The organism is Rickettsia sp. MAE-05, from assembly GCF_057319745.1.
In genome coordinates, this window is record NZ_JBLTIO010000004.1 from 12032 (window position 1) to 37756 (window position 25725).

A 25725-nucleotide genomic window follows, 5' to 3' on the forward strand; every position below is an offset into this window, starting at 1 on the left:
GGTATATTTTAAAATTTAAATGAAAATATTGCAAATAAATGGCTATGAATCTCCAGGGCGTAGGTTTCATGGTTTGTCTATAACGCCGATTTTAAAAAAATACAGTATTGAATCTAAGCATTTAGTATGGGCTAAAGATACTCAAGATCCTGAGGTACTAACATTTGAAGGTATAATACCTAGAAAGATAAACCGAATCCTACAATTAATAGAAAAGCAGACGTCTCTACAGTCTATATTATATCGTAATGTTCCAAAAATAATAAAAATGCCGGCTTTTCAAGAGGCAGATTTAATACATCTTCATATCATACATTCGGGTTACTTTAGTATTAGTGATTTATCAATGATCACAGATTTAAAGCCAACTATATGGACTTTGCACGATCCTTGGGCAATGACTGGTCACTGTATTCATCCATTTGAATGTAAACGTTGGATGATAGGATGTGGAGAGTGTCCTGATCTTACAATTCCTTTTCCCTTAAAAAAAGATAACACAAAATTACTATTTGATTACAAACGTCAAGCTTATAAAAATGCTAAGTTTGAATTAGTCGTTGCTTCCAAATGGATGTATGACATGGTTAAATTATCTCCTTTATTTGAAGAGATATCAGTTCATCAAATTCCTTTTGGTTTAGATTTAAAATACTTCTCACCAGATGCTGCACCTAAAGCACGCAAGCAATTTGGAATATCTGAAGATATGCTGGTAATATGTTTTAGGTCAGACGATAATCCTTTTAAAGGATTACAGCATATAATTCAGGCTTTAGAAAAAATTGAAACTAAACAACCGGTGTGTCTTCTGACGTTAGGTAGTAATTATAATTTATTAAAAAAGTTTGAAAATCGCTTTAAAATTATTAATCTTGGATGGATTAATAATGAAGAAACTATAAGAAACGCATTAGTAGCATCCGACATTTTTTTAATGCCATCTATTGCAGAATCATTTGGAATGATGGCAGTAGAAGCATTAGCATGCAGTAAGCCGGTAATAGTTTTTGATAAAACTGCTTTACCTGAGGTAGTTTATGCACCTGAGGTAGGTATATCTGTACCGTTAAATGATAGTGAAGCTCTATATCAAGCATTACAAAATCTTATTGATAATCCTAATGAAAGAGCTGAACGCGGTAAGAAAGGTCGTGAAATAGCTGAATTATATTATAATGAAGAAACACAAGCAAAACATTTAGCTGAATTATATAAAAATATTGTCAATAAATGAAAGTTTTACTTTTAACTGATATGCCACCTTGTCAAAATTTTACTGCCGGTTTAGTACTAAATCGTTTAGTAAAGTTTTTACCTGTTGAACAGATTGCTATTTGTTCAATTCTTAATCCAGCTTTAAATCCAATAATACCAGAGGATTTACAAGAAATTCCTCATTTAATATTACAAAAGCCTAGAGAAAGTGCATTGCGTATATTAAAGGGACCCTTGAGCGATATATCGTCTTTTACTTTTGAGTTGTTTAATGCTGCACAGGTAAAATACAGTCTATTACCTAAAATTATTGAATTTGCAAAACAACAAGAAATTACTGCATTATGGGTAGTATTAGAAGGTCAAACAATTATTCGTTTGACAAAAATACTTGCATTTAAATTAGGTTTACCTTTATTTACTCAAATATGGGATCCTTTTGAATGGTGGCTTCGGGATAATAAAATTGATGAGTTTACTCAAAAAAGGCTTTTAAAAGAATTTGATAAAGTAATTAAATATAGCACTTGTTGTGCTACTGCTTCATGGGCAATGTCTGAAAGTTATGAAGCTAAATATAATATATCTACCATACCGGTCATTGCAGGGTTACCAAAAGAATTAGCACGCATGCCAGCTGCATCGCCTCATAATAGAAATGAATTTATAATTAGTATGGCAGGGCAGTTTTATGCTCAAGCTGAATGGTTAAGTCTTATTAATGCTCTTAATCAAGCTAACTGGATTATTGCAGGCAGAAAGATTAAAGTTCGAGTAATGGGTGGAGGTTTTCAAACATTTACACAATTACCTGCTAATTTTGAGTATTTAGGATGGTGTTCTCAGGAAGAAACTATTAATTTACTTAATGAGTCAGATCTTCTTTATATGCCTTACTGGTTTTCTGAAAAATTTCGCAAAGAGTCTAGTACGAGTTTTCCTTCAAAATTAGTTACATATTTTGCTTCTGGTAGACCGGTTTTTTGTCATGCTCCTGATTATTCTTCACCAAGCAAATATATAGTAGAAAATAATGCGGGATATTTATGTAGTTCTCTTGCTGCCGATAAAATAATATATGAGCTTGAAAAGGTAATAACAGATGAGGATTCTTATAAAAAATTTGCTACAAACGGTTCAAAATGTTTTTTACGAGATTTTACGTTAGAGCATATGAAAGAAACATTTCTTAAATTTTTAAATATAAACGATAATGAAAATAAATAATAGCCGTATAGTTTGGGTAGATTTAACCAAGTCTTTAGCTATTTTCATGGTAATTATAATTCATTCGATATCTTCATTATTCTATGAATATTCCTCTTCGCCTTTTTCTAAAAATTTTATACTGTCTAATTTTATAAATTCTTTTTGTAGAGTGACTGTTCCTTTATTTATATTATTGTCAGGTGTTTTAGCACTTCAAAATACTATGCCGATAGAAAAATTATGGCATAAAGTAAAAAGGTTATTAATTCCATTAATATTTTGGAGCATTTTATATAAATATTGGGTTTTATATAACATTGGAGAAACATCTAATATTGTTGTTGTACTAAATAGTATCTTTCGTGAACCTGCAATGTATCATCTAGAATTTGTTTATTATATGCTTGGGGTTTGGTTACTATTTCCAATTCTTGCTTTAATTGTTAATGAAATGATTAAAGATACAAAATTTGCTTGTTATTTTTTAATATTATGGTTTGTAATTAATGCGTTTAATTCTTACCATTATTTATCGATAACAAAGTGGATGGCAATTAGTAATTTTCTCAATTATTCCGGTTATGCAATTTTAGGAGCATATCTAGCAAGGAAAAACATTAGTTCAAAGTTTCCTAGCTATTATTGGTTAATTTTATATTTAATAGGAAGTATGCTTACTTTTACTATTACTTGGAAATTAAATATAAATTCTTCTGTACCTGATGAAACTGCATATGTATATTTAACCCCAAATGTTATAATCGCATCTATAGGAATATTCGTAGTATTACAAAAAGTTAATGTGCCAGTCTATTATAATAACCTATTAAAATGTATTTCTAACAATTGTTTTTTCATATATTTTATTCATGTTTTAGTTATAGAAAAATTAAAAGTGCAAATGTTAGTAATTCTTATACTAAATCCTATAGATTCTCCAATAATCGGAAGTTTAATTCTGGGCATCGCTACTTTTATAATTAGCTTGCTAATTAGCATATTAATTAGATTAATTCCTCATTCTCAAAAGTTAGTTGGATGAAACAAAATACATATTCCCCCCTAGTTTCGATTATTATTCCCGTATATAACGGTGCTAATTATATGCGTGAAGCTATAGATAGTGCCTTAGCTCAAACTTACAAAAATATTGAAATTATTGTTGTTAATGACGGTTCTAAAGACAATGGAAAAACAGAAGAAATTGCATTATCGTATGGTGATAAAATACATTATTTTTCTAAGGAGAACGGAGGTTGTGCCTCGGCTTTAAATATTGGCATAAAAAATATGCAAGGTGAGTATTTTTCATGGCTTAGTCATGATGATGTATATTATCCTAATAAAATTGAATATCAAATTAATATATTAAGTAAATTAGATAATAAAAATACTGTTGTTTATTGTGGTTATGAGTTAATTGATGAAAAGTCTCGTTTACTAGGCTTTATAAGACTTGATGATAAATATCCAAAAGAAAAATTAAATATATCATTATTTCCGGTTTTACGAGGATTAGTATACGGCTGTGCTTTATTGATACCTGCAAAATATTTTAAGAAGATAGGGGTATTTGACGAATCGCTAAAATATACTCAAGATTATAATTTATGGTTTAAACTTTTTCGTATAGCACATATTTATTTTGATTCTGAAGTTCTTGTAAAGTGTCGTCAGCATTTAGCACAAACTAGTCGTACTGAGATTAATCAATTAGAAGAATGCGAAGAATTATGGTCAGGTTTTTTAAAAGAGTTAACAGAAGAAGAAATGCTAATAATGGGAAAAGGTTCCATAGCTGCGTTTTTATTTGATACCGTAGCCTTTTTAAAAAATCATACACAATATAAAAAATCAGAAAAACTAGCTCTAGAAATGGCGAATAAGTATTTGAAAGAAACTAAAGTTAGCGTGATTATTCCTGTATATAACAGGATAAATTGGACTATAGAAGCTATAGAAAGCGTACTTGCTCAAACTCATGAAAATTTTGAAGTACTTGTAATAGATGACGGATCAACTGAGGATATATCAGAATTAACTAAAATATGTAAAAAAGATAAGAGGATAAAATATTTCTGTAAAGAAAATGAAGGACCTGCAGCCGCTCGTAATTTAGGAATTAAAAAGGCTTCTGGAGAATATATTGCCTTTCTTGATTCAGATGATTTATTTATGCCAAATAAAATAGAAACTCAATTAGGATTTATGATGGAAAATAATTTTGTATTTTCTCATACTTCATATCAAAGAATAGATGAAGAAGGAAAGGATATATGTTTTGTGGATTCCGGTAATGTTAGTGGTAAAGTTTTTCCACAAATTATCCAAACCTGTACAATAACAACAACAACAGTGATGGGTAGGACTTGGTTATTTAGGCAAAACTTATTTCCTGAAAATATTAAAATTGGCGAAGATTGTTGTATTTGGATTTCTATTGCAAGTAAGAATTTAGTAGGAGGTATTAATAAGGCGTTATCTAAATTCCGCGTTAACGGTAATAATGCATTTATAAACCCTACTAAATATTCTCAAGGGTTAATAAATATTGCTGCGTACGTTGTTAATGATAATTATTTAAGTAAATATAGCTCACTAACGGCTAACTTATTATCCAAAGCCATAATTCAATTAAAGTTAATAAAAGCGAATTCTGACATTACAGAAAATGATTCTAATGGTATAATAAAAAAAATACGATTAGGCTTTTCTATTGCCCCAAGTTTGATTAGGTTAGCTATTTACTCTATAAAATATAATGGAGTAAAAGCAACGATCTCTAGAATACAGAGATGGATTAAAAATATGTATACTCGATGAACTTCAAAAATTGGCTACGTCATCCTACAAGTACTGCGGTACTCACGTATTAAGTATACGCTCCGCTCCTCGTCTTGTGGATTCCTTGCTCTTTTTGAAGTTGATCTTCGTATACCAACTTTTCATTTACTCGAAGTATATAGATAACTATTCCTCAATTATTTTAACTTTTGAGCCGTCGCCGATTTTAGTCATACCTTCGGTAACGACTAAGTCCCCTTCTTTAACATCCTTAGAGGTAATTTCAATTAAACCTTCTGTACGTGTGCCGATTTTTACATATAATTGTTTTACCGTATCACCGTCTATTTTATAAATAAAGTTACCTTGATTATTTCGTTGAATACAACTTTCAGGAACGGTTAGATTTTTGTGAGGATTAATTATAAGCGTAACATCTACGAAGCTATTATGCAGGATTTTTGTCCCCATAGGTAAAATAATTTTAGCTGTTAAAGTACCGTTATCTGATAAGTAATGTGATACTGCCCCGATTGTACTTTTAATTTTTCCTGCAATTAAAACTTCAGTATCGACTCCAACTTTTCCGCTTAAAGATTCCGGCAATTCAATAAAAATACTTTGTGAGTTTTCTGTTCCGGTAATGCTAAAAAGATAGTCGCCTATTTTTACTTCATCACCGACCATAGACTTAATTACGCCTATTTTACCGGAGTAGGGTGCAGTAATTATCATGTCGTTATATGTTTTTAGAGCTTTGGAATAATTAAATTTAGCATCTTCAAGTTCGCTTTTTGACCTTTTATATTCCTCGTTGCTTACAAATTTTTTAGCAAATAAAGCTTCTTTTCTATTATAATCTTCTTGTTTTGTATTTAATAAAGCTGCTGCTCTAGATTTAGTGGTTTCTGCTATGTTTTTATCTATAACTAGCAATATATCTCCTTTCTTTACTATTTCTCCTTGATGTGCTGAGACTTTTTCAACTACTCCAATGGCATTAGCATAATAATCACGGCTATTATCATTCTGACATTGCCCTACAATATTAAATATGTCGTAAAGTTCGGCAATTTGTACTTTAGTTGCTTTTACTCCTATAATTTTTTCTTCTTCCTTTTTACTTGCCATAGTAGAAAGTGAGATAAGTAAGGTAAAAAGAACAATGAGTTTTGTAGGCATAATATTATACTCTAAAGTGAATAGGTGTCATCTAGTTAGTTTGTCTGCGTTAGGTATTGCCCGCGTGGATGTATTTCACCTCTGTCATCCCGTGGCTTGACCTATAGTACCAGACAATTTTCACTTTATGTCATTCCTGCGGAAGCAGGAATCCAAAATAAAGCGAGATAAATCGAGCTTTAAAAAAGCTTTATTTGAAAAAAATTATCTAATAAAAAAATCTTTGAAATCAAGATTTTTTTAGCATAGATCCCTGCTTTCGCAGGGATGACATAGAGAACTTTTTAAAAACTGTCCGGTACTATAGGTCAAGCCACGGGGTGACATATTGGATTTACCGCTCCACGCAACAATACCTCCAAGTTATGACAAAGTATGCTTTTTAAGTTCCTCGTCCGTTAACCATTTATATTCTTTTTCTAGAATTTCAAATCTGATTTTTTCTAATTGTTCATCAAGATCAGGTTCAGGAACGATAGCAGAACCCATAAATTCAAATCCTTGATAGTTAATTTTTAGTTTCTTACAAATTTCTTGTAATGATAGTAAATTTTCTTCTATATCATCAATAAATATTATTGATTGCGGATAATAATCTGTTTTGCGTAATACATATTCAAGTACGCTTCCTTTATCATATTCCGCAGTATAAATTATGCCATCTTTTAATGTAGGTTTACCGTAACCGATATTAAAATCCTCGATTGTTATTTCATCTTCTAAAGGTGAAAATTCTTGAAAATTTACCTTTAATTCAGTGAGTTCACGAATTCTCCATTCGATCATATCTTCAATTACGCCGAATTTACCGGTAGGAAGTTTAGTAAGCCCCATTGCCGGAATATTTTTTTCTTTAAGTAGAGCAAATATTTTTAAAATGTCTGAATTAACGAATCTCGCTTTTTTTTCTTTAAGAATAACGCTAAGTAATAATTCACATTCTTTTCTAGTAAGTCTTTTTTCAATGTTATTCATTAATTCTTTTCTATAATCATGTGTTAACCTAGATTCATCACTATCCATTACAATTACTTCATCTACATCAAAAAGCACCAAGCTAGTATTATCGGCTTGTTTTACCGCTTCTATAACTTCTTTAAAATCATGAACTTTATTTATTTTACTATACATATTTGTTTTTTATTTAATATTACTTATCATTTCTTCTAAGGAATTTGTCATTACCTTTAAATCTTCTTCTCTAGATAAATTATGGTGACCGTCTTTAATTAGCTTCATTACTATTTGTTTACTTGTTATTTTTTCTAATAATTTTACTGAAACATTATAAGGCACGTCTTCATCTAACATTCCATGAATTAGATGTACCGGTATATTTATATCAATCTGTTTCTTTGTCAATAATAAATGTTTTTTTGCATCTTCTATCAGTTTATAGCTTATAGGATATTTATGCTCACAATTTTTACCTCTTACTTCTAATATTCCCTCTTTTTGCATCTTATTTTGATCGTCTAGAGATATATTTTGCCAAATATCTTCAGTAAAATCGGAAGCAGGAGCTAAACACACAAGTCCTTTTATTTTATCAGGGAATTTTAAAGCTGCAAGAGGTGCTAACCATCCTCCCATGCTCGAACCTACTAATATTGCCTTCGTATCAATTAATTTGTCTAAAATTAGTGATACTCCTTCTAACCAATCACTAATTGTTTGCTCCTCAAATTGTCCTGATGCGTTTCCATGGCCGAAATTATCAAAAACAATAAAATTATAATTGTTTTTTTTACAATAATCTATTAAATAGATAGCCTTAGTTGATTGCATACTAGACATCAAGCCGTGTAAAAAAATTACAGTTGGAATATTTGTATTAATTATTCTATAATTATCATAGACAATAAATTTGTCTTGTGTTTTATTATAAAGCTTGTGCATTTTAAATAATTATTTTAATAGATTGAGATTTAATGCCTTCATTAAAGTCAAGTAAACGATACAATAAATATACTATTTTGCAAGTAGTTCCTGCTCTAGTCTCGGGAGGGGTTGAAAGAGGTACTATAGAAGTTGCAAAATATCTTAAAATTCTCGGTCATACTCCTATCATAATTTCAGCAGGTGGTACTCTAGTTAAAGAGTTAGATAAGGAAGATATATTGCATATTGAAATGAATAGTAGCAGTAAAAACCCTTTTGTAATTCTGAATAATGCAAAATTGATAGCAGAAATAATCAAAAAATATAATGTTGATATAGTTCATACAAGATCAAGGGCACCGGCATGGAGTTCATATCTAGCAACAAAATGGACGAACGCTAAATTTCTTACTACTTTTCATGGGGTTTATAATATTCCGAATAGTTTTAAAAAATATTATAATAGCATAATGCTAAAAGGCGAGAAAGTTATTGCTGTATCCAATTTTGTAAAACAACATTTGCTTGAAAACTATAAAATTGATGAAGACAAAATAGTAGTAATTGAGCGTGGAGTAAATTGTGATTATTTTGATCCGGCAAATTTAACGCCTGAAAAACTTAAAAAATGTCGTGATAAATATGATGCACCAAGCAACGTGCCGATAATATTAATGCCTTCTAGAATGACAAGCTGGAAAGGACATCTTGTTCTAGTAGAAGCATTAAGTAAGTTAAAACATAGAGATTTTTATTGTTTAATGGTTGGCGATATATCTAGACATCCCAATTTTACTAATAGAGTCAAAGAGCTTATAGCTACTCTAAAGCTTCAAAATAAAATTCAAATTTTCGGTAATGATTCGGATATAATAAACCTATATGGGATTTCCGATATTATCGTTTCTGCCTCAATCGAGCCTGAAGCTTTCGGACGTACTATTATAGAAGGGCAAGCGATGGAGAAGCTTGTTATTGCAACTAATATCGGCGGGGCAGTAGAAACGATAAATAATAATATAACCGGTTTCCACGTAGAACCGAATAATGCTGAAGCGTTAGCAGAGAAAATCGATTATTGTTTCTCGATTTTAGGTACTGATACTGCTAAGAAAATCCAAGAAGCAGCAAGACATACGGTAATTAATAATTTCTCTCTTGATCTGATGCTAAGAAAAAACCTTGAAGTCTATAAAGAAATCTTAAAAAACTCCCATAATTGAACACCTAGATTTAGTATATACAGTATATAGGGTTGAATAGAATAGCTATTCTCCTAATAAGTTTATTTCAGCGTACAAATCTTCAAGATTTATATACTGATCATAAAAATTATTATAATCATGAGATTTACCGTCATGATGTACTACAAGCATTAAAGTTTCCGGTAAAAATTCTTTTAAAGCTTGTTGTGCATTTTCTATAGATATTTTATCAAGATTGGCAAACACCTCGTCTAAAATTAATATTTTAGGGTTTGAAATTATAGCTTTAATGATTCCAATTTTTTTCTTTTGACCGCCGCTTGGTGCATTTATTACATCATAATTTTTATCACTTAAGTGAGTAATTAATGTAGCTAGATCCAATTTTATGAATAATGTGTTAATTTTTTCTTCTAATGATTGTTTATTACTTTTAATGATTGATTGATCAAGACCAGAGGTTATTACTTCAAATAAAGTAGATTGAGCCGGTATGTAACTATTCTGATCAATAAATATTATTTTTGGATTTTGATAATGGGTAGGTATGGAAATTTCACCAACACTATGGCATGGATCAGCAATACAATTTACTAAACTCTTTAAAAAAGTAGTTTTACCTTTTCCTGAGGAAGCTGAAAGAAGATAATGTGCTCCTAGTTTTAATACTAATTTTTCAAAACTCAAAATAGTTCTTTCTTCTATAATTAGGTTATAATCAGAAATTACAAATTCATCATTTGTATCATTAGTAGACCATGTTATTCCTTTTTTATCCTCAGAAGAAATTGCCTCTATTAATTTTGTAATTCTTGCTTGTGATATAGCTGCTCCACTAAAGATTATTTTTAATGAAGAACTTGTTAAGAATGATTTTAAAGTTTCAAGCCAAGGATTAAGTAGTAGAGCTTGCTCAAGTGTAATCTCTCCATTTTTTACTTTATAAATATAGTAAAGTGATTTTATGAATTTATCTGAGATATCTAATATAGCAGTTATAGTATTTTTTGTGCTATCTAAAAACAACATTTTCTTTGATATTTCTTTTTTAGCTTTAAGTTGCTTAGCATATTGATTTTGCACAAATTGAGCAGAATCAGTTAACAAGATATTTGAAGTGTTAGAGGATATATTTCTTACTATAGAAGCTTTATTTTCGTTAATTTTCTCTGCTTCTTTCCTGTAAGAAATATCCAGTTGATATAATATATTTAAAAATCCTTGCTTAATATTTTCAAACTCATTAAATATAATAGCTCCTGGAACTAAATTCATTATATCTTGCAATGCAATAAGCTGTATAATTTTTCGAGTGGTTAAATTCCCTAATTGTAAAATTCCAATAGTAAAAGTATTATGAAGATCAATAAATAAATTATTAGTAATAGCTTCTATATCCTTTAATCCTAAGATTTTACTTTTATATTCCTCGTTTAGTAACAGTTCTAAAGCCTTTTGTTCGATTAAATCTTGAGTATTTTGTATTAAAGAAGTTTTATATGATTGGAATAGTGTGCTTATTATATTTTGTCCACACCATAAAATACTGATTTTTGCTCCTTGAGAAACAAGAGGTCCTATAGCAGCAGTAGGGTCCTGTATGAGTAAAGTCAATGCAATTAATGTATTGCCATCATTTCCGGTGTAGTTAATAAAACTACTATTTATACATGCTTCAATTAAATCTAAAACATTTGTTATAACCATATTTCTAATAATTGGATTATTAGAAATGTGATAAAATCCTTGAGTTATATCTTTAATTTCATTTTTTGAATCATTTTTAAAATTGTTAGAAAGTATATTAGGGTCAATTACCCTAATATTAGGAGTTAAGTTTGTCTGAATTTCTTTTAAATTTTCCTGATAATTTAAGAAATCAGTCCCATAATATGTTAAGCTTAATATTGCAGCTGTAGAAGTTAAATAAATTGGTACTGAATAATTAGGAAAAGTCGTGATGAGATTTGTAGTAATAGGGTAGATTAAACTTCCTTTAAATGTGGCAGAAGTAAGATAATGTTTCTAAAAATACCCTTCGGTTATTAAGATTTCATCAGCAAGCGTTGCCGAAACAAAAATACTGCTTCCTTTTGTCCCATTTACAATAAAACCAGTTATACCGCTAATTATTAAATGCGTTCCATATGCTAACTTCTTGGAAAAGGTAGAAGCAGCATTATTTTTATTAAAATTTACCTTATTAGATGAGATTGTAGATATTATATCATCTATATCATAGCCTAAGTTAGAAAAAGATTTTATTACCGGATTTTTACGAAATAAAAAAGAGAATACCATGATTATTAATTTTTATTAAAATAATGGCATTATATGTTCTTAAAAATAATACGCAAGTAGAAACAATTATTATATATGGAGCATTGTTTATTAAAAATAGATATCATCATTGCAAACAGGCGTTGTTGCGTGGATGCCGATGTCATTCCTGCGAAAGCAGGAATCCACTATAAAGCGAGATAAATCGAGCTTTTAATTTCAAAAATTTTCTGTATGTATACTTTTTTTTCTGGATTCCCGCCTATGCGGGAATGACATCGTACGTTTTTTTCGAGCCGTGCAACAACTCCAGTCAAGCCACGGGATGATAGAGGTGAAATTGATCCACGCAACAATACATTTCGAGCGACTGAAAGAAGCGTGGCAATTCATTCTTGCTACGTCAAAATTTACAGTTTTTTCTTAGCTCAGACGTTAAATTCTTAACTAATCTATCTTTAATAAACGCTGCCGAATTAGCTGATAAGTTGTGTTATAGTATAAAGGAAAAATGTAGGTGTAGGGAAGAAAATAAAAAGGCAGATAAATAAAACCTGCCTTTTTGTAATTATTAACGAGAATATAGCTCGATTACTAAATGAACTTCTGCTTCAAAAGGATATGGAACATCAGAAAGAGCAGGAACTCTTAAATATTTACCGGTTAATGAAGGTACATCAAATGATAAATAGCCTGGTGTTGTTTGACCTTGTTTTGAAACAGATTCTTGGATAAGCGGTATTTGTTTTACGGATTTTTTGACTTCTATAACATCACCTTCCTTTAGTCGTATGCTTGCTATATCGGCTTTCTTACCGTTTAATTTAATATGTCCGTGTGAAACTAATTGTCTTGCAGCAAAAATAGTTGGAGCTATATTCATTCTATAAACAACTGTATCAAGTCTGCTTTCAAGTAACCCAATGAAGTTTTCACCAGTATTACCTTTCATTTTTTGAGCAAGTGCAAAAATATTTCTAAATTGTTTTTCAGTGACACGACCGTAATGGCATTTTAATCTTTGCTTAGCTTTTAAGTGTAAACCATAATCTGAAGTTTTAATCATGGTATTCTGCCCATGTTGTCCGGGACGATAATTTCGTGTATTGAAAGCATCCTTGCTATCACCCCATAGACTTACTCCAAGTCTTCTACTAGCTTTATATTTAGAACGAACAATTTTTGTCACTGATAATATCCTTAACTTTATATTTGAATTACAAGAAAATATATACATTTCTTATATCAAAGTCAATCATTGATTTTTACCCTAAAACTTTTTATATTTAATTAAAAAATATTTCATATGAGTTCTTTAGTAACGCCAATCAATTTAGATAAAATCAATCATTCACAGAGTACTGTTAAAGACTATATTTTACTTATGAAACCGCGTGTGATGTCACTTGTGATTTTTACGGGTTTTGTAGGTATGTGGCTTGCTCCTTATTCCGTGCATCCTTTTATTGCCGGTATTGCAGTTGTTTGCATAGCTCTTGGGGCGGGTAGTGCAGGAGCAATTAATATGTGGTACGATAGAGATATCGATAGCTTAATGAAACGTACTCAAAAAAGACCTATCGTCAGAGGTGCTATAGAACCTGATGAGGCTTTATCTTTTGGTTTGATAACAGGATTTTTTGCAGTATTTTTTATGGCTTTATGTGTTAATCTACTTGCATCCTTTTTACTGCTATCCACTATTTTTTATTATATCTGTATTTATACTATTTGGTTAAAGCGTCGTTCTATACAAAATATCGTTATTGGCGGAGTATCGGGAGCATTACCTCCTGTGATAGGTTATGCAGCGGTAAGCAATACTATATCTCTAGAGTCGATTATATTATTTTTGATTATTTTTATTTGGACGCCGCCGCATTCATGGGCTCTTGCTTTATTCTGTAACGATGATTATAAAAACTGTAAAGTACCGATGATGCCTGCAGTAAAAGGGAATTTATATACTAAGAAACAAATTCTAATTTACAGCATTCTTTTATTTATTGTTTCGTTAATGCCTTTTTTTATCGGAATGAATAATTTTATATATTTAATGACTTCCAGTATTCTTGGGTTAGTATTTCTATATTATTCCGGTTCTTTATTCTATGACACCCCTGATAACAAACAGGCTAAACGATTTTTTGCCTATTCGATATTTTACTTGTTTTTTATATTTTTACTTTTGTCCTCAACTAGCACTATATCCACTATTAGCTGAGGGATAATAGTGTTGGGTTATTTTTATGGGAGATAAAATTGAAACTCAACGTGAAGAAACATATCATAGGTTTATTTTTATGCAAGTGATTTTTTATTTATAACTGTAATTTTTAAATAAGAAGAGTTAGAAGATATATCGGATTTGATTCCAAGGGAGTAACCTGTCATGCAACACACTCCATCGTTTGATAAAATTACTCTTAATACCGGCTTTATAACGTACAGCCTTGCCTCCATATTCGCTTACTTTATTTTCCTGTATATTATTTGGTTGCCAAATTAAAGCTTCACTCTCTAATCTATTTGAGGCAATATTTCTTTCATGCTGCTTTTCGTTATGTGTTAAAAATATACATTCCGCTTTTATAAACGGTTTATATTGGTTATTTATGTATTGATCTAAATCTTCAAATAACTTTGCATATTCGGTAAGCCAGCCTTCATAAGCAATAATAGGAGAAAAGTTTAGATGAACTTCGTAACCTGCTTCAATAAAAATATTTACCGCTTTTATTCTCTCGATAATTGGACTCGTTTTTGGCTCTAATATCTCGCTTATCCTTGCCGGCATCAAACTAAATCTAATCCTTATTTTGCCTTCAGGATTAAAATTAAGTAGTTTAGGATTAACATATTTAGTAGCAAAAGTTGCTTTAGCATGCGGATGTTCTTTAAAGAAATTAAATATCTTTAACCAATTAGTGTGTTTCCAATGCAGACTTACATCGGTAGAACAACCTATATCATATGTCCAATATTTAGAATCTGTTTGATTGGAAATTTTAGTCGGTAAACTTGCTACATGTTTATCTAATACGTCAAGTATTTGATCTATATTTTCATTTATATATAATGTTTCATAGTTGTGACGCATTACATAACAATAACTATTTCTACAACCTCCTGCACAGCCATATATAAAGTTAGGAGTTATGTAATCCGCTGATCTTCCATTAGGACGTACATGCAAAGTTTTCGTATTTTGTACTATTTTCTTAATCATACGATTTTAAATTAAAGTTTATTTAAAATACTTACTTAGCTTTACAAGCTTCAAATTTATTTACTTATATTGAAATTGTAGTTATAAATTATTAATTACAAATATATCATAAGTTATGGAAAAACCAAGCTATCTAAATTTTGATAATAAAAATTATAAATGGAAAAATGATATTGATTATCGTAAATACCCGAAAAGCTATAGAGTAGGTAAAGGTGAACAAGGAGTATTAATTTGTCAACCATATAAAAATGAGATTTTACCTTATTGGAAGTTTAAAACTCCTGAAATTGCTAAAGAAAGTAGTGAAAAAATATATGAAATATTTTTAAAATACTTAGAGGATAATGATTTTGTTGGAGCAGATATGGCTCGTAAATATTTGCAAATGGGTTTTACTAGAAGTAGACGTTATGCTAATTATAAAGGTGGGAAAAAATATGACAAAGAACATGATTATAAGAAATTAGAAAGAGGAGGGGTGACCCAAAAAAAGTAAAAAGTGCCGATATATTTTTCAAAAAATGGCAAGAGGCGGAAGATAATAAGAAATATAAAAAGATGAAAATAGAATGGAAAAAACAATATGGGTAAATATTAGGGCGTGTCATCAATTAATTTTTTGAAGCGAAAATGTGGATAATTGAGAAGCATTTTGTATTTGAATGAGGCGAATAGCGAGTCCTATTTAACGAATTCAAGTGCAAAATGATGCCAATTAGCCGCATTTGCAGCCAAAAAACTTAATTGATGACACGCCCTAGCTTTACCGGTTTAGTTTTTTATATTATAGTAGATTAATGGAGGATAGATTATGACTAAAGATGAAATTGCAGAGCTGTTTAAAAAATGTCTTGCTCTTCATAACAGATATCAATATCAAGAAGAAAAAGCCAATCTACGAAAATTCGTTGAAACTGATCCTGAAGAACTTTCAAATTTTATTGAAACTTATAATAAAACTGAAAAATATAACAATAGGGAAGCTGAAGTTTTTCATAGTTTAAGTTCTATTTTAATGGAAAAACAACAAGATAATGCAATTAAATCATTAAAGAAAGCTATTGAACTAGATCCAAGTAAAGCATACTACCACGAAGAGTTTTTTAATAAGTTACATAAAATAAATCCGGAGGAAGCACTCGCTTCTATCAAAAGAGCTATAGGGTTAAATCCAAATAAAAAATCATTATATGAAGATTTTATTATTTTGTTGAAAAAGGCAAATTATGATGAAGAAGCAGCAAAGATTACTAAAGCAATTCAAGATTTTCCTAAAAACATACCTAATTTGGTATTAGATACTGAAGAAATAATAGAAGTTTATCAATTGGGGGATGCACTTAAATGCGAATAGTTAGTATTCCTAATTAAATATATATGTCGTTATTGTAAGAAGGCGTTGTTGTATGGCACAGAAAAAGCGTACAATGTCATTTTTAGTAACGGCAGGAATCCAGTTTTCTGTCATCCCGTAATTTATTCACGGAATCCAGGAAAAAATAAAAACCTGGGCCCCGTGGTCAAGCCTATAGTACCGGACAATTTTCACTTTATGTCATTCCTGCGGAAGCAGGAATCCAAAATAAAGTGAGATAAATCGAGCTTTAAAAAAGCTTTATTTGAAAAAAAATTATCTAATAAAAAAATCTTTGAAATCAAGGTTTTTTTAGCATGGATCCCTGCTTTCGCAGGGATGACATCGAGAGCTTTTTAAAAATTGTCCGGTACTATAGGTCAAGCCACGGGATGACATTAAGGATTACTGGATTCCTTCCTAAGTGGGAATGACATTGAGCCACGCAACAAAGCCGAATAAATCACGGGATGACACAGAGAGAAATAATAAGTCATACAACGCCCGTGACGGTCACATCAAAACAGTTTCTTTAATCCTTTTTGTAGCAGTTTATTCACAGGATCTGCTTGTTGGTTTTCCGGTGGAGGGCTGCTTTGTTCCTCTGTATTTGTATCTTTTTTCTTTCTAAGACCTAAAGCATCTTTAATAATATTTTCAGGTTTCTTTTCTCCGCTTTTTAGGTCTTTAATAACGCTATTAAATACGTTTTTAACTAAATATGTCTGAAAAGCTTGAATATCTAATTTATGCTGCGGGTTATTTATGAATCCGTATAATTTAACGGCTATAGGCGGTAACTCCCCAATAGTAACGCTTGCACTAATATCCATCATATATTGTGGTAAGTTAATTTGACCGCTTGCATTTGCCTTGGCTGGCGTAGCATCTAAACTACATTCGCTTAAATTAAGCTTGCCACTAGCTATATTCCCGCTTGCAATTAAATTTTTGAAAGATGTTGATCCGCCGCTAAAAGAGCTGTTAATAAGCCGTAATACTCCTTCGGTATTTTTAGCATTATGTACTGCATCTGCAATTCGGTTTAAGTCAAACCCGCTTATTTTTCCGTTATCGCTATTTACATTAAATTGTCCATTTAGATTATTAACATATGTATAAACGCTATTGCCGCGAGAAGTAAGATCGGCTTTAAAACTTAGTCGTCCATCGGTTATTTTTATTTTACCCGATTGCGGAGTTAAACTTTTTAAGTAGGCATTTTTTAAATCAATTTTAATTGCAGCATTTTGATCTTTTCCTGAACTCACATAACCGGTGCTACTTAGTTCACCACCGTAAATGTTCGCATTAACTGAAGTAATATTCAGCGAGCCACCGGTGATATTTAATTTTGCTTTTAAATTATTTATGATTAATGAGTCGTTAGTTAGTTTATCAATATTTGCTGATAATTGTCCTTCAATTTCATTTAAAAATCCTAGGTTAATAGGATTGTTTGACCTAGGAGAATTATTTTTAGCTGTAGGTATGTTTTGAGTGGCAGGACTACTAGTTTTACTTGGAACAGTAGTAGGGCTATTACTTGCAAGAATTTTATCCAAATTAACTAAAGGACTGTATAAGTTAAGATTAAAATTTGGCTTCTGAGCTGCTAAATTAATATCGCCTTTAATAGATATGTTAGTATTAAAAGCAGATATTTTATTATTAATATGGTAAGTATTTTTAATTTTTTGTACTTCCCCATTTAACTGTAATACCCCAATCTTACTTAAATTACTTACTCCCATAAGAGACATAAATGACTCGAAATTATTAATTTTTAGATTATGAGAAATAGTGATATCTTGTGCTAAGTTTTTAAGCTCAATATCTCCGGTTAGATTACTATTGGCCGCCGATAAATTAATATTTTGTAATTTTATTGTTTGAGAATTACAAATTACATTAGAAGTAACATTCAGTTTCTGGTTAATAATAGGCGGTAATTTATCGGTCTTTAGCTTTAGAGCATCAAGTATAGGTTTTAAACTATCAGCTTGTAGCATAATATTTGTCTTATCTAAATTAGAGCTAATTTCGGTTATAATGTTACCTGGATTTACAATGATATTTGATTTTAGGTTATTACGTTCTATATCATAATTTGCATTTGCTAGTAATTCTATATTTGGATAATTAAGTCTAGCATCTTTGATAGTTATATTTTTATTATCGGTAGTAATTGTCGTAGTTAGCTCATAGTCATTTTGTAAGTCAGCCGGCATACCTAAAGTTTTAGTATTGCCTTTAATATTTGCGTTACCTATAAAAGAATTATTTTCGCTATCAAATTTCCCTTCGATTTTAATTTTGTCACTTTTAATTTTGTCACTGGCAAGATTAATATTAGCACTTAACGGAATTATTTTTCCGATTTCTTGAATATTTCCCTCTATATTAATCTGTTGTTCCAAGGCCTTTAAAGCTAAAGTAAAGTCTATAGGACCTTTAAGGCTTTTTATTTTAGTATCTAAATTAATATCGTTAAATATTTTCTCACTATTTTTTTCTATATATATTACTTTCCCGTCTATAATTTTAAAATGACTAATCAAAATAGGAAGTTCTAATCCAGCCTTATTGTTAGATTCTACAGGATCAATATTATTTGTTTGAGATTTAGCATTATTAGATGTAGCAAATTGCCAATTTTTCTGTCCGTTATTCAAAACTTCTAGATTTATAATCGGTTTTTGCAGTTCTATAGAAGCTACTTCAATTGCTCCTCTAAAAAGAGGAAAAAGCTTTAATGACGCTTTAGCATTTTCAACGGAAATTAGATGAGGTTCTTTCGCGCCGTCTACTGATGATAATTTAATTTCTGATAGTGATACTGCCGGATTTGGTAATAAAGATAATTTTATATCGCCGTTAATAGTTAAATCTCTATTTGTAGCCTCTTTAACTTTATCTATTATTACTCCTTTATAATTATTTAAAGGAATAAAGAAAGGAATAATAATTAATAACAATATTATACTTATAAATATAATAAGTGAGTATTTTAAAGTTTTAGGCATAGAGTTTAACCTTCTATTTATATACATTTATTGATTATAGTATTTAAGGTTTAATTGTCAAATCTATATAATTTACTCAATTAAAAATTGAAATAATTATATTATTGATGTATTTATAGTGCTACAATCAATAACATTTATGTCTAAAAAACTTAAACATGATAAAATTATTCGGAGTGCATTTAAAAATCCTTTCGTTGCTAGGGAGTTTTTTGAGATGCATTTACCGTCTCATATTAAAGGTTCTCTAGTATTTGAGACTCTTAAGATGGAAAAAGATAGTTTTATAGAGCCAAGTCTTAAAGAATCTATATTGGATATTCTATTTTCTGCTAAATTTAACGGTGAAGACGGTTACTTATTTTTATTGCTAGAGCATCAAAGTAAGCCTGATTATTATATGGCTTTTAGGTTATTCAGGTATATTTAAATATTGCGGAATATCATAGGAAATCTGCAGGTAACAAGAAATTTCCTTTCATATATCCTTTAGTGTTTTATAATGGTATACAACAATATAATGCTCCTTTAAATTTATGGGAATTATTTGAAAATAGTGAATTAGTAAAAGCTACTTGGACTAATGATTATCAATTAATTAATGTTCATCAAATTCCTGATGAACAATTGAAAGAACATGCTTGGTTCGGAATTTTGCAATTTTTTATGAAGCATATTCATGAACGAGATTTGTTAAAGAGATGGCAAGAAATAGCTAGTCTTCTGCCTAAGTTTGCTGAGGTTAATATTGGTATTAATTATATAGAATTAATTTTATGCTATACTTTGACCAAAATTAGTCAAAATGATATAATAGGAATAGAAAAAATACTTAAATCACATTTAAACCCTGAAGTAGAAGAGGAAATTATGGTAAGCATAGCACGTAGTTGGGAGCTAAAAGGCAGAGAAGAAGGTAGGCAAGAAGGAATAAATATCGGTGAAATGAAATTAGCAGAGATGGTAAAAAAATGTTAAGAAAGAACAAGCCTTTAGACGAAATTATTGAATTTACCGGTTTTACAAAAAAGAAAATTGAAGAACTGCAAAAACAGCTCCAAAAATAAGAGATTGAAAAATTAAAGTACTCAAATTTCTCTTTGATAATTTAAAACGACATGATCTTTAGTTATGAGAGGAAAAAACTCTTTATTGAAAGGTAATAATTCGGTTGTTTGATCTAAAAATTCTATTTCAATTATGTCACCAGCACCAAAATTAAGAATATTTTTAATTTTGCCTATTTCTTTATGATTTTGGTCTAATACCGGTAAATGATTTAAATCCGCTATATAAAATTCATCTTCTTCTATTTTCGGTAAACTTGCTCTCAAGCAAAATATTTTATAGCCTTTTAAGTTTTCTGCTTCATTTCTAGTAGTTATATCATTAAATCTACAAATTAATTCTCCTTTAGTATTTTGGCTAATTAGCTTAATATGTATATCTTCTCCTGACTCATTTACTAAATTTCTTTCAAGTATTTTTGTAGCAGGTTCGGTAAAAGATTTTAAAATTACATAACCTTTAATTCCGTGACATGATTTTATTACACCGACTAAAATTAAATTTTCTAAAGAATTCATTAATTTACCTTTAAATTTTGATAGTTATATATAATAATATATTTAAAAACTTTTTTACAGACATGATAAAAAAAATAGCTGCCGGCATTATAATTTGTTTCTCATTATTGTTATTTATAATCTTTGGTGCATTATCTTTTGTTAACTACAATTCGGTTACCAATAATCTTACCAGTCATTTAGGAATTGCAAAAGAAAATATTGGCAAAATAAAGATGAATAAATTTCCTTTGCCTTATTTAATTATTGAGACGATAAAGGAAGGAGGAGAGTTAGATTTAGAGCAGATTAAAATTCATTTTTCGTTGTGGTCGCTTATAAAATTTAATCCTAAAATTAATAAAATAGACATATTAGATGCTAAATTTTATTCTAATTCTAATGTATTAAATATTTATAATCATGAAGAGTTAATAAAGAATTTCTTTAAATATAAATTACAAAATATAAATCTAAATGTTACTAATCTAAGTATTATTAATAAACAAGATTATTCTATTTTAAATTTTAATAATTGTATATTAAAAAAAGAAAATGCTTTATCATCTAATTACATATTTAAAACTACAAGTAACTATATAGGTAAAATTTCAGGTTCAATTAATAAACGTGACGATATAGTAGATTTTAGTCTTGATATTGATAATAATGATTATGGTTTTAAGCTATCGCAAATTTACAAAGATTTTAAGCTTACTAGCGGTAACGGTGAATATCAGATTAAAAATTTAGCATCGGTAATGTATAATATATTACCGGATTTAAACCATCTTTTTAATAAATTTAATCAAAATGAGGCAGTAAACGTTAAATTTAATATTTCAAATAATGAAGATGAAATAGAGCTAAAAGACATAGTAATAGCATCCTCTTTTATTACAGGTAATGGATTTGTTAACATTGCTAAAAATGATAATATTACTACTAATGTGAAATTAGATTTTCCTAAAATAGATCTAAGTTCGTTAATTTCTCCAAATGCAGAGGTAACATTTAATACTTCTTCTTCAAATATTAGATTTATTTTTGCTGATAAATTACTTAAAGCAGACATAGCAATTAACGAAATAATTTTAAGTAGGAATGAAGCACTAGAAAAAATAGTCTTTTCTTCTAACTTATCAAAGGGTACTTTAAAGATAAATGAACTTTCAGGTAATATTAAGTCAGGTGGAGAATTTAAGCTTACAGGTAATGTAACACAGAATGCTGTTAGAAGTATGTTCGATGGACAGCTATATTTAAAGCATAATGATATAAATTCGTTACTGAATATTTTAGGATTTAACGATGTTACTATTAAAGAAGCTATTCCTTTTAGCTTGTCGTCGGATTTAAAACTCACTTTAATAGATTTATTTTTTAAAAATTTATTACTTAAAACGGACAATTTAAATTTATCGGGAAATTTTTCTAGTAAATTTATTGCTCAAACACCTCGTTTAGATGCTACGCTTAATATATCTTCACTTGACTTAAGCGGTAGGACGTATCCGATAATTTCGCCTCTTATCGAATTTACAAAAAATTTAACCAAAGATATGAAAACTTTAGATTATCCAAGTAAATTTATTCCTATTAGAACAATAGGATATTTAGCTAATTTAGATATTTTGATAGATAGCGTTAAGTATAATGATCATGTATTTGACAAAATGAATTTGCTTGCTAAAATCGTACCGGCTAATATAAAAATTAGTAATTTAGATTTTAAAACCGCGGGCAGCTATTTATCAACTAGCTGGAACTTGGATGCTTCGAGTGTATTACCGTCTTTGACCGTAGAAATTAAGGACGGTAATCTTACTACTGATTTATTATCACCGGCAGGAATGCTTAATTTAAGAAATAAATTAATAAATGATTATAGTTTAGATAAAGCTATATTGCAATTTTACGGGACATTATCAATATTATCACAGAATAATTTAATATTGAAAAATGTTAAATTTTATGTAGCAAATAATAATAATCTATTACAATTTAATAATATTGAAGCAGAATTATTAGGCGGCAAGCTTCAAGGTAGCGGCAATATTTTATTAGAACCTTATTCTATAAATTTCGTATATGCTTTAAATACAATAGATTTAGATAAAGTTTCGGCTCTTATGCCTAAAATATTTACTGCAAGTAGCGGAAAAGTAAGTATAAGCGGTAGTTTAGGGACTAACGGTAATAGCCTTCAAAGCCAGCTATATAACCTTACTACAAAATCACAATTTGCTATAAACAATATAGATGTTAATAATTTTGGAATTGATTCTTTTATAGAAAAAATTAATACAGCTGATTATAAGGTACAAAATTTAGATAAAGATATAAATAGTGCTATAACCACAGGACAAGAAAATATTAGAGGTATAAGCGGTGATATTGAACTACAAAAAGGTATTGCCCTTTTAAAGAAAGTAAAATTTGCAACACAATATAGTAGCGGTGCGGCTTCTTTTGCAGTTAATATATATAATTTTGATATGGATGCATCTAGTATTTTATCATTTTACGTACCGGCAAGGCTTGTTAAGTTAAATCCCTTAAATACAAGTTCCGATAAAGATAGTTTGGCACATCTTAATATAAAAATGCAAGGGAGTATTTTTGCTCCTAAGAAAACTTTTGATAGTAGTGAGCTAAAAAAATTACTTATACCACAAACAACTGAAAACAAAACTACTACAGATAACCATTAAAAAATAAAAATAAATGACTAATACTAAAACTTTAGAAGAAAATATTAGCTTTGAAGAAGCTTTAAAAGAGCTTGAGGAAATTGTTAAAAAAATAGATAACGGACAAGAGAGTCTAGAGACGGCAGTTAATAGCTTTGAAAGAGGTATTTTACTTAAGAATCATTGTGAGAAAAAACTAAAAGAAGCTCGGTTAAAAATTGAAAAAATTACTAAACTTGCTGATTCTACAGTGGTCTTAGAAGAGACTGAAGTGTAGCTCGCAAGGCATTGCCTGTCTGAATAGCTAGTCGTCATTGCGAGGAGCGAAGCGACGTGGCAATCTTGTCAAGCATCCTGAGATTGCTTTGTCGAATTACTACGTAATTCTTCTCGCAATGACGACTAGGTATCCATACAACAAGACTAATGCCCTGTGGGAATGACATAACGTAAAAATTACAATGCTTATGGTTAATCATATAATTGACTTTATCTATACCGTTCCTAATATTGTTTTATTCATCATAATAAATATTGTTTTGATGAGTTTTTGTGCGGGATGTTTATATTTAACAAAATACATTATTCCTAATAATTTTCAAAAAGAAGAGCTTGGAAGTCTTGGCGGGTTTTTATCGGGTGTAGTCGGTAGTATGTATGCGGTATCAACCGGTTTTGTATTAATTTATTTACTCGGTAATTTTAATAAAGCACAAGAAGGGGTGGCAGCAGAATCTATAGTATTGATGAGGCTTGCAGATAGTGTAGGTTGGCTTCCTCATGAAATGAGACCTGCAATTTATCTAGATATTAAAAATTATACCAAAGATGTAATGCAGCGTGAATGGCAATTAATGAAAGACGGCAAGAAAATCGGTCATGAAGCTCTTATTTTTCTCCAAGATATTAATAAGCGACTACAAGCTTATAAAGCAAGCGAGCAAATGCAGCTATTTACTAAGCAGGAAATCATTGAGGAGATAAAAGAGCTTTATACCGTAAGGTATAACAGGATTAAAATGTCCTATTTTTCCTTAAATATTCAATATTGGATAGTTGTATGTATAATGACCGCTATTAATTTAATTTTTGTCTGTATGCTTGGCACCAAGCTTTATTTACATAAGATTTCGGTTGGTTTAGTTTGTATCACTTCATCATCAATGCTTTTTTTATTATTTATCCTTGATAAACCTTTCCGTGGTCCTTTTGCCGTTAATCAATATGACCTTATTAAGGCTGTACATTATATTGAGAGATTAAATTAAGACTTTCTGCATAAATCACTTCGGTCATGCCTCCATATTGCAGTTACGCCTATTAAAAAGCTATACGTTCAATAAGAGTACCAATAACCTTATCATGAATATCCAATGACTTGGAAAAGCAGATTGTCTTACGTGCAAGCCTCTTGCATCTCGTTCTAAGGTTCAAGTTACTTCGTTCTATCCGTTGAGTGTATTTTTTACTGATAATATGCTTTTTAGGGTCTAATAACCTAGCATAACTCCCCCATCCATCTGTATAGTAAAAAGTCACCTTGAAATTCTCTAGTTTTTTCAGTAATGATTCTAATGTGCTATCACATCTTGTACCAAACGTATAAGCAACTACTTTTAACGAAATCTTATCCAAGGCATACCAAAGCCATCGTTGTCTGGATTTATTCTGTACATAAGACCATTGTTCATCTATCTCAGGAGCAATAATTACTTTTGTTGTACTGATAGAATGATTTATTGTTTTTAATACTAGATTTTTTTAAAACACGGATAACTGTATTGATACCCGCTTTTAATACTCTTACTGTATCTCTAACTCCAGAGCCGTTGATTGACATTTCTACTATTTGCTCCTTAACTCCAGGCTTAGATGCATTATTAATATACTCCAATTGAAAATATCGATTACACCGCTTGCATTGATATCTCTGTTGTTTTGAAATTGAATATCCTGACTTTATTACTTCTTCTGTGTTGTTACAATATCTACACTTAACATCTATTTTTGCCATAACTCCTTAACTATAATTCTCTCTTATTACTGTTTGAGGATTATAGACTATTTACTCTAAACTGCAATACGGAGGCACGACC

General features: G+C 29.9%; 22 protein-coding genes and 1 pseudogene. 13 read left to right on the forward strand and 10 right to left on the reverse strand.

The annotated features are described in order from the left end of the window. Positions 1 to 19: 19 nt before the first annotated feature. From ACNFN7_RS07110 to ACNFN7_RS07125, 4 genes are read left to right on the forward strand one after another with little or no spacing between them, the layout of a single operon-like run. On the forward strand, positions 20 to 1237 hold the full coding sequence (locus ACNFN7_RS07110) for a glycosyltransferase family 4 protein (protein ID WP_485441404.1): 1218 nt from the start codon (positions 20 to 22) through the stop codon (positions 1235 to 1237). Further along, positions 1234 to 2445 (forward strand): glycosyltransferase, encoded by a 1212-nt coding sequence (locus tag ACNFN7_RS07115; protein WP_485441405.1) that lies wholly within the window; start codon positions 1234 to 1236, stop codon positions 2443 to 2445. Before ACNFN7_RS07110 ends, ACNFN7_RS07115 begins: the two co-directional genes overlap by 4 nt. Then, positions 2432 to 3469, forward strand: coding sequence for an acyltransferase (locus ACNFN7_RS07120; RefSeq protein WP_485441406.1), 1038 nt, complete (start codon positions 2432 to 2434; stop codon positions 3467 to 3469). The genes ACNFN7_RS07115 and ACNFN7_RS07120 overlap by 14 nt, the downstream gene beginning before the upstream one ends. Beyond that, positions 3466 to 5250, forward strand: coding sequence for a glycosyltransferase family 2 protein (locus ACNFN7_RS07125; protein WP_485441407.1), 1785 nt, complete (start codon positions 3466 to 3468; stop codon positions 5248 to 5250). Before ACNFN7_RS07120 ends, ACNFN7_RS07125 begins: the two co-directional genes overlap by 4 nt. 147 nt (positions 5251 to 5397) lie before the next feature. Here ACNFN7_RS07125 and ACNFN7_RS07130 read toward each other — a convergent pair whose 3' ends face one another. The 3 genes from ACNFN7_RS07130 to ACNFN7_RS07140 all read right to left on the reverse strand — a co-directional run bounded on the left by ACNFN7_RS07130 (position 5398) and on the right by ACNFN7_RS07140 (position 8292). Further along, positions 5398 to 6396 carry an efflux RND transporter periplasmic adaptor subunit gene (locus ACNFN7_RS07130; RefSeq protein WP_485441439.1) on the reverse strand — a complete coding sequence of 333 codons (999 nt, stop codon included), beginning with the start codon at positions 6394 to 6396 and terminating at the stop codon, positions 5398 to 5400. A gap of 360 nt (positions 6397 to 6756) precedes the next feature. Beyond that, positions 6757 to 7524, reverse strand: coding sequence for a DUF2608 domain-containing protein (locus ACNFN7_RS07135; RefSeq protein WP_485441408.1), 768 nt, complete (start codon positions 7522 to 7524; stop codon positions 6757 to 6759). A 9-nt stretch (positions 7525 to 7533) separates the two neighbouring features. Continuing rightward, positions 7534 to 8292 carry an alpha/beta hydrolase gene (locus ACNFN7_RS07140; RefSeq protein WP_485441409.1) on the reverse strand — a complete coding sequence of 253 codons (759 nt, stop codon included), beginning with the start codon at positions 8290 to 8292 and terminating at the stop codon, positions 7534 to 7536. Positions 8293 to 8324: 32 nt separating this feature from the next. Here ACNFN7_RS07140 and ACNFN7_RS07145 point away from each other — a divergent pair, with 32 nt between their 5' ends. After that, positions 8325 to 9497 (forward strand): glycosyltransferase family 4 protein, encoded by a 1173-nt coding sequence (locus ACNFN7_RS07145; protein WP_011270879.1) that lies wholly within the window; start codon positions 8325 to 8327, stop codon positions 9495 to 9497. Positions 9498 to 9542: 45 nt separating this feature from the next. Here ACNFN7_RS07145 and ACNFN7_RS07150 read toward each other — a convergent pair whose 3' ends face one another. From ACNFN7_RS07150 to rpsD, 3 genes are all read right to left on the reverse strand, one after another. Further along, entirely contained in the window at positions 9543 to 11186 is a 1644-nt protein-coding gene (locus ACNFN7_RS07150; RefSeq protein ID WP_485441410.1) for an ATP-binding cassette domain-containing protein, read from the reverse strand. A 318-nt stretch (positions 11187 to 11504) separates the two neighbouring features. Then, positions 11505 to 11780, reverse strand: a complete 276-nt coding sequence (locus ACNFN7_RS07155) for a hypothetical protein (RefSeq protein ID WP_485441411.1) — start codon at positions 11778 to 11780, stop codon at positions 11505 to 11507. Between the two features lie 550 nt (positions 11781 to 12330). Then, a complete protein-coding gene (rpsD, locus tag ACNFN7_RS07160; protein WP_485441412.1) occupies positions 12331 to 12948 on the reverse strand; it encodes a 30S ribosomal protein S4 in 618 nt (205 codons plus the stop codon). Between the two features lie 117 nt (positions 12949 to 13065). Between rpsD and cyoE the strand changes: the two genes are divergently transcribed. Continuing rightward, the gene (gene cyoE / locus ACNFN7_RS07165) at positions 13066 to 13983 is read left to right on the forward strand and encodes a heme o synthase (protein ID WP_485441413.1); all 918 of its coding nucleotides are present in this window, start codon (positions 13066 to 13068) and stop codon (positions 13981 to 13983) included. A gap of 126 nt (positions 13984 to 14109) precedes the next feature. On the opposite strand, the gene ACNFN7_RS07170 is transcribed toward cyoE, so the two are convergent. Continuing rightward, entirely contained in the window at positions 14110 to 14988 is an 879-nt protein-coding gene (locus ACNFN7_RS07170) for a spore photoproduct lyase family protein (protein WP_485441414.1), read from the reverse strand. Positions 14989 to 15103: 115 nt separating this feature from the next. Between ACNFN7_RS07170 and ACNFN7_RS07175 the strand changes: the two are divergent. Next, positions 15104 to 15582: pseudogene (locus ACNFN7_RS07175) on the forward strand (DUF4385 domain-containing protein). Between the two features lie 424 nt (positions 15583 to 16006). Then, on the forward strand, positions 16007 to 16345 hold the full coding sequence (locus tag ACNFN7_RS07180; RefSeq protein ID WP_485441440.1) for a hypothetical protein: 339 nt from the start codon (positions 16007 to 16009) through the stop codon (positions 16343 to 16345). Between the two features lie 518 nt (positions 16346 to 16863). Here the strand turns inward: ACNFN7_RS07180 and ACNFN7_RS07185 are convergent. Then, entirely contained in the window at positions 16864 to 19371 is a 2508-nt protein-coding gene (locus tag ACNFN7_RS07185; RefSeq protein ID WP_485441415.1) for an AsmA family protein, read from the reverse strand. Positions 19372 to 19510: 139 nt separating this feature from the next. Here ACNFN7_RS07185 and ACNFN7_RS07190 point away from each other — a divergent pair, with 139 nt between their 5' ends. Further along, positions 19511 to 19801 (forward strand): Rpn family recombination-promoting nuclease/putative transposase, encoded by a 291-nt coding sequence (locus ACNFN7_RS07190; protein WP_485441416.1) that lies wholly within the window; start codon positions 19511 to 19513, stop codon positions 19799 to 19801. 50 nt (positions 19802 to 19851) lie between these two features. Continuing rightward, positions 19852 to 20349, forward strand: coding sequence for an Rpn family recombination-promoting nuclease/putative transposase (locus tag ACNFN7_RS07195; RefSeq protein ID WP_485441441.1), 498 nt, complete (start codon positions 19852 to 19854; stop codon positions 20347 to 20349). 110 nt (positions 20350 to 20459) lie between these two features. On the opposite strand, the gene rimM is transcribed toward ACNFN7_RS07195, so the two are convergent. Beyond that, positions 20460 to 20957, reverse strand: coding sequence for a ribosome maturation factor RimM (rimM, locus tag ACNFN7_RS07200; protein ID WP_485441417.1), 498 nt, complete (start codon positions 20955 to 20957; stop codon positions 20460 to 20462). 62 nt (positions 20958 to 21019) lie between these two features. Here rimM and ACNFN7_RS07205 point away from each other — a divergent pair, with 62 nt between their 5' ends. From ACNFN7_RS07205 to ACNFN7_RS07215, 3 genes are all read left to right on the forward strand, one after another. Next, positions 21020 to 23650, forward strand: coding sequence for an exodeoxyribonuclease 7 small subunit (locus ACNFN7_RS07205; RefSeq protein WP_485441418.1), 2631 nt, complete (start codon positions 21020 to 21022; stop codon positions 23648 to 23650). 13 nt (positions 23651 to 23663) lie between these two features. Continuing rightward, positions 23664 to 23906, forward strand: a complete 243-nt coding sequence (locus ACNFN7_RS07210; RefSeq protein WP_008580037.1) for an exodeoxyribonuclease VII small subunit — start codon at positions 23664 to 23666, stop codon at positions 23904 to 23906. A gap of 265 nt (positions 23907 to 24171) precedes the next feature. Then, positions 24172 to 24897, forward strand: coding sequence for a bestrophin-like domain (locus ACNFN7_RS07215; protein ID WP_485441442.1), 726 nt, complete (start codon positions 24172 to 24174; stop codon positions 24895 to 24897). A gap of 52 nt (positions 24898 to 24949) precedes the next feature. On the opposite strand, the gene ACNFN7_RS07220 is transcribed toward ACNFN7_RS07215, so the two are convergent. Then, positions 24950 to 25643 (reverse strand): IS1 family transposase gene (locus ACNFN7_RS07220; protein ID WP_485440658.1). Its coding sequence is split into 2 segments (ribosomal slippage): positions 24950 to 25358 and positions 25357 to 25643, totalling 696 coding nucleotides; the frame shifts between segments, so codons are not numbered across the junction. Positions 25644 to 25725 lie beyond the last annotated feature (82 nt).

Coding starts and splice junctions, on each gene's coding strand:
- ACNFN7_RS07185 (WP_485441415.1), bottom strand. CDS start 19,371: ATGCCTAAAACTTTAAAATACTCACTTATTATATTTATAAGTATAATA.
- ACNFN7_RS07170 (WP_485441414.1), bottom strand. CDS start 14,988: ATGATTAAGAAAATAGTACAAAATACGAAAACTTTGCATGTACGTCCT.
- ACNFN7_RS07135 (WP_485441408.1), bottom strand. CDS start 7,524: ATGTATAGTAAAATAAATAAAGTTCATGATTTTAAAGAAGTTATAGAA.
- ACNFN7_RS07115 (WP_485441405.1), top strand. CDS start 1,234: ATGAAAGTTTTACTTTTAACTGATATGCCACCTTGTCAAAATTTTACT.
- ACNFN7_RS07110 (WP_485441404.1), top strand. CDS start 20: ATGAAAATATTGCAAATAAATGGCTATGAATCTCCAGGGCGTAGGTTT.
- rimM (WP_485441417.1), bottom strand. CDS start 20,957: ATGAATTCTTTAGAAAATTTAATTTTAGTCGGTGTAATAAAATCATGT.
- ACNFN7_RS07150 (WP_485441410.1), bottom strand. CDS start 11,186: ATGGTTATAACAAATGTTTTAGATTTAATTGAAGCATGTATAAATAGT.
- ACNFN7_RS07210 (WP_008580037.1), top strand. CDS start 23,664: ATGACTAATACTAAAACTTTAGAAGAAAATATTAGCTTTGAAGAAGCT.
- ACNFN7_RS07180 (WP_485441440.1), top strand. CDS start 16,007: ATGGAAAAACAACAAGATAATGCAATTAAATCATTAAAGAAAGCTATT.
- ACNFN7_RS07145 (WP_011270879.1), top strand. CDS start 8,325: ATGCCTTCATTAAAGTCAAGTAAACGATACAATAAATATACTATTTTG.
- ACNFN7_RS07155 (WP_485441411.1), bottom strand. CDS start 11,780: ATGGTATTCTCTTTTTTATTTCGTAAAAATCCGGTAATAAAATCTTTT.
- ACNFN7_RS07190 (WP_485441416.1), top strand. CDS start 19,511: ATGTCTAAAAAACTTAAACATGATAAAATTATTCGGAGTGCATTTAAA.
- ACNFN7_RS07125 (WP_485441407.1), top strand. CDS start 3,466: ATGAAACAAAATACATATTCCCCCCTAGTTTCGATTATTATTCCCGTA.
- ACNFN7_RS07205 (WP_485441418.1), top strand. CDS start 21,020: ATGATAAAAAAAATAGCTGCCGGCATTATAATTTGTTTCTCATTATTG.
- ACNFN7_RS07120 (WP_485441406.1), top strand. CDS start 2,432: ATGAAAATAAATAATAGCCGTATAGTTTGGGTAGATTTAACCAAGTCT.
- ACNFN7_RS07140 (WP_485441409.1), bottom strand. CDS start 8,292: ATGCACAAGCTTTATAATAAAACACAAGACAAATTTATTGTCTATGAT.
- ACNFN7_RS07215 (WP_485441442.1), top strand. CDS start 24,172: ATGAGTTTTTGTGCGGGATGTTTATATTTAACAAAATACATTATTCCT.
- cyoE (WP_485441413.1), top strand. CDS start 13,066: ATGAGTTCTTTAGTAACGCCAATCAATTTAGATAAAATCAATCATTCA.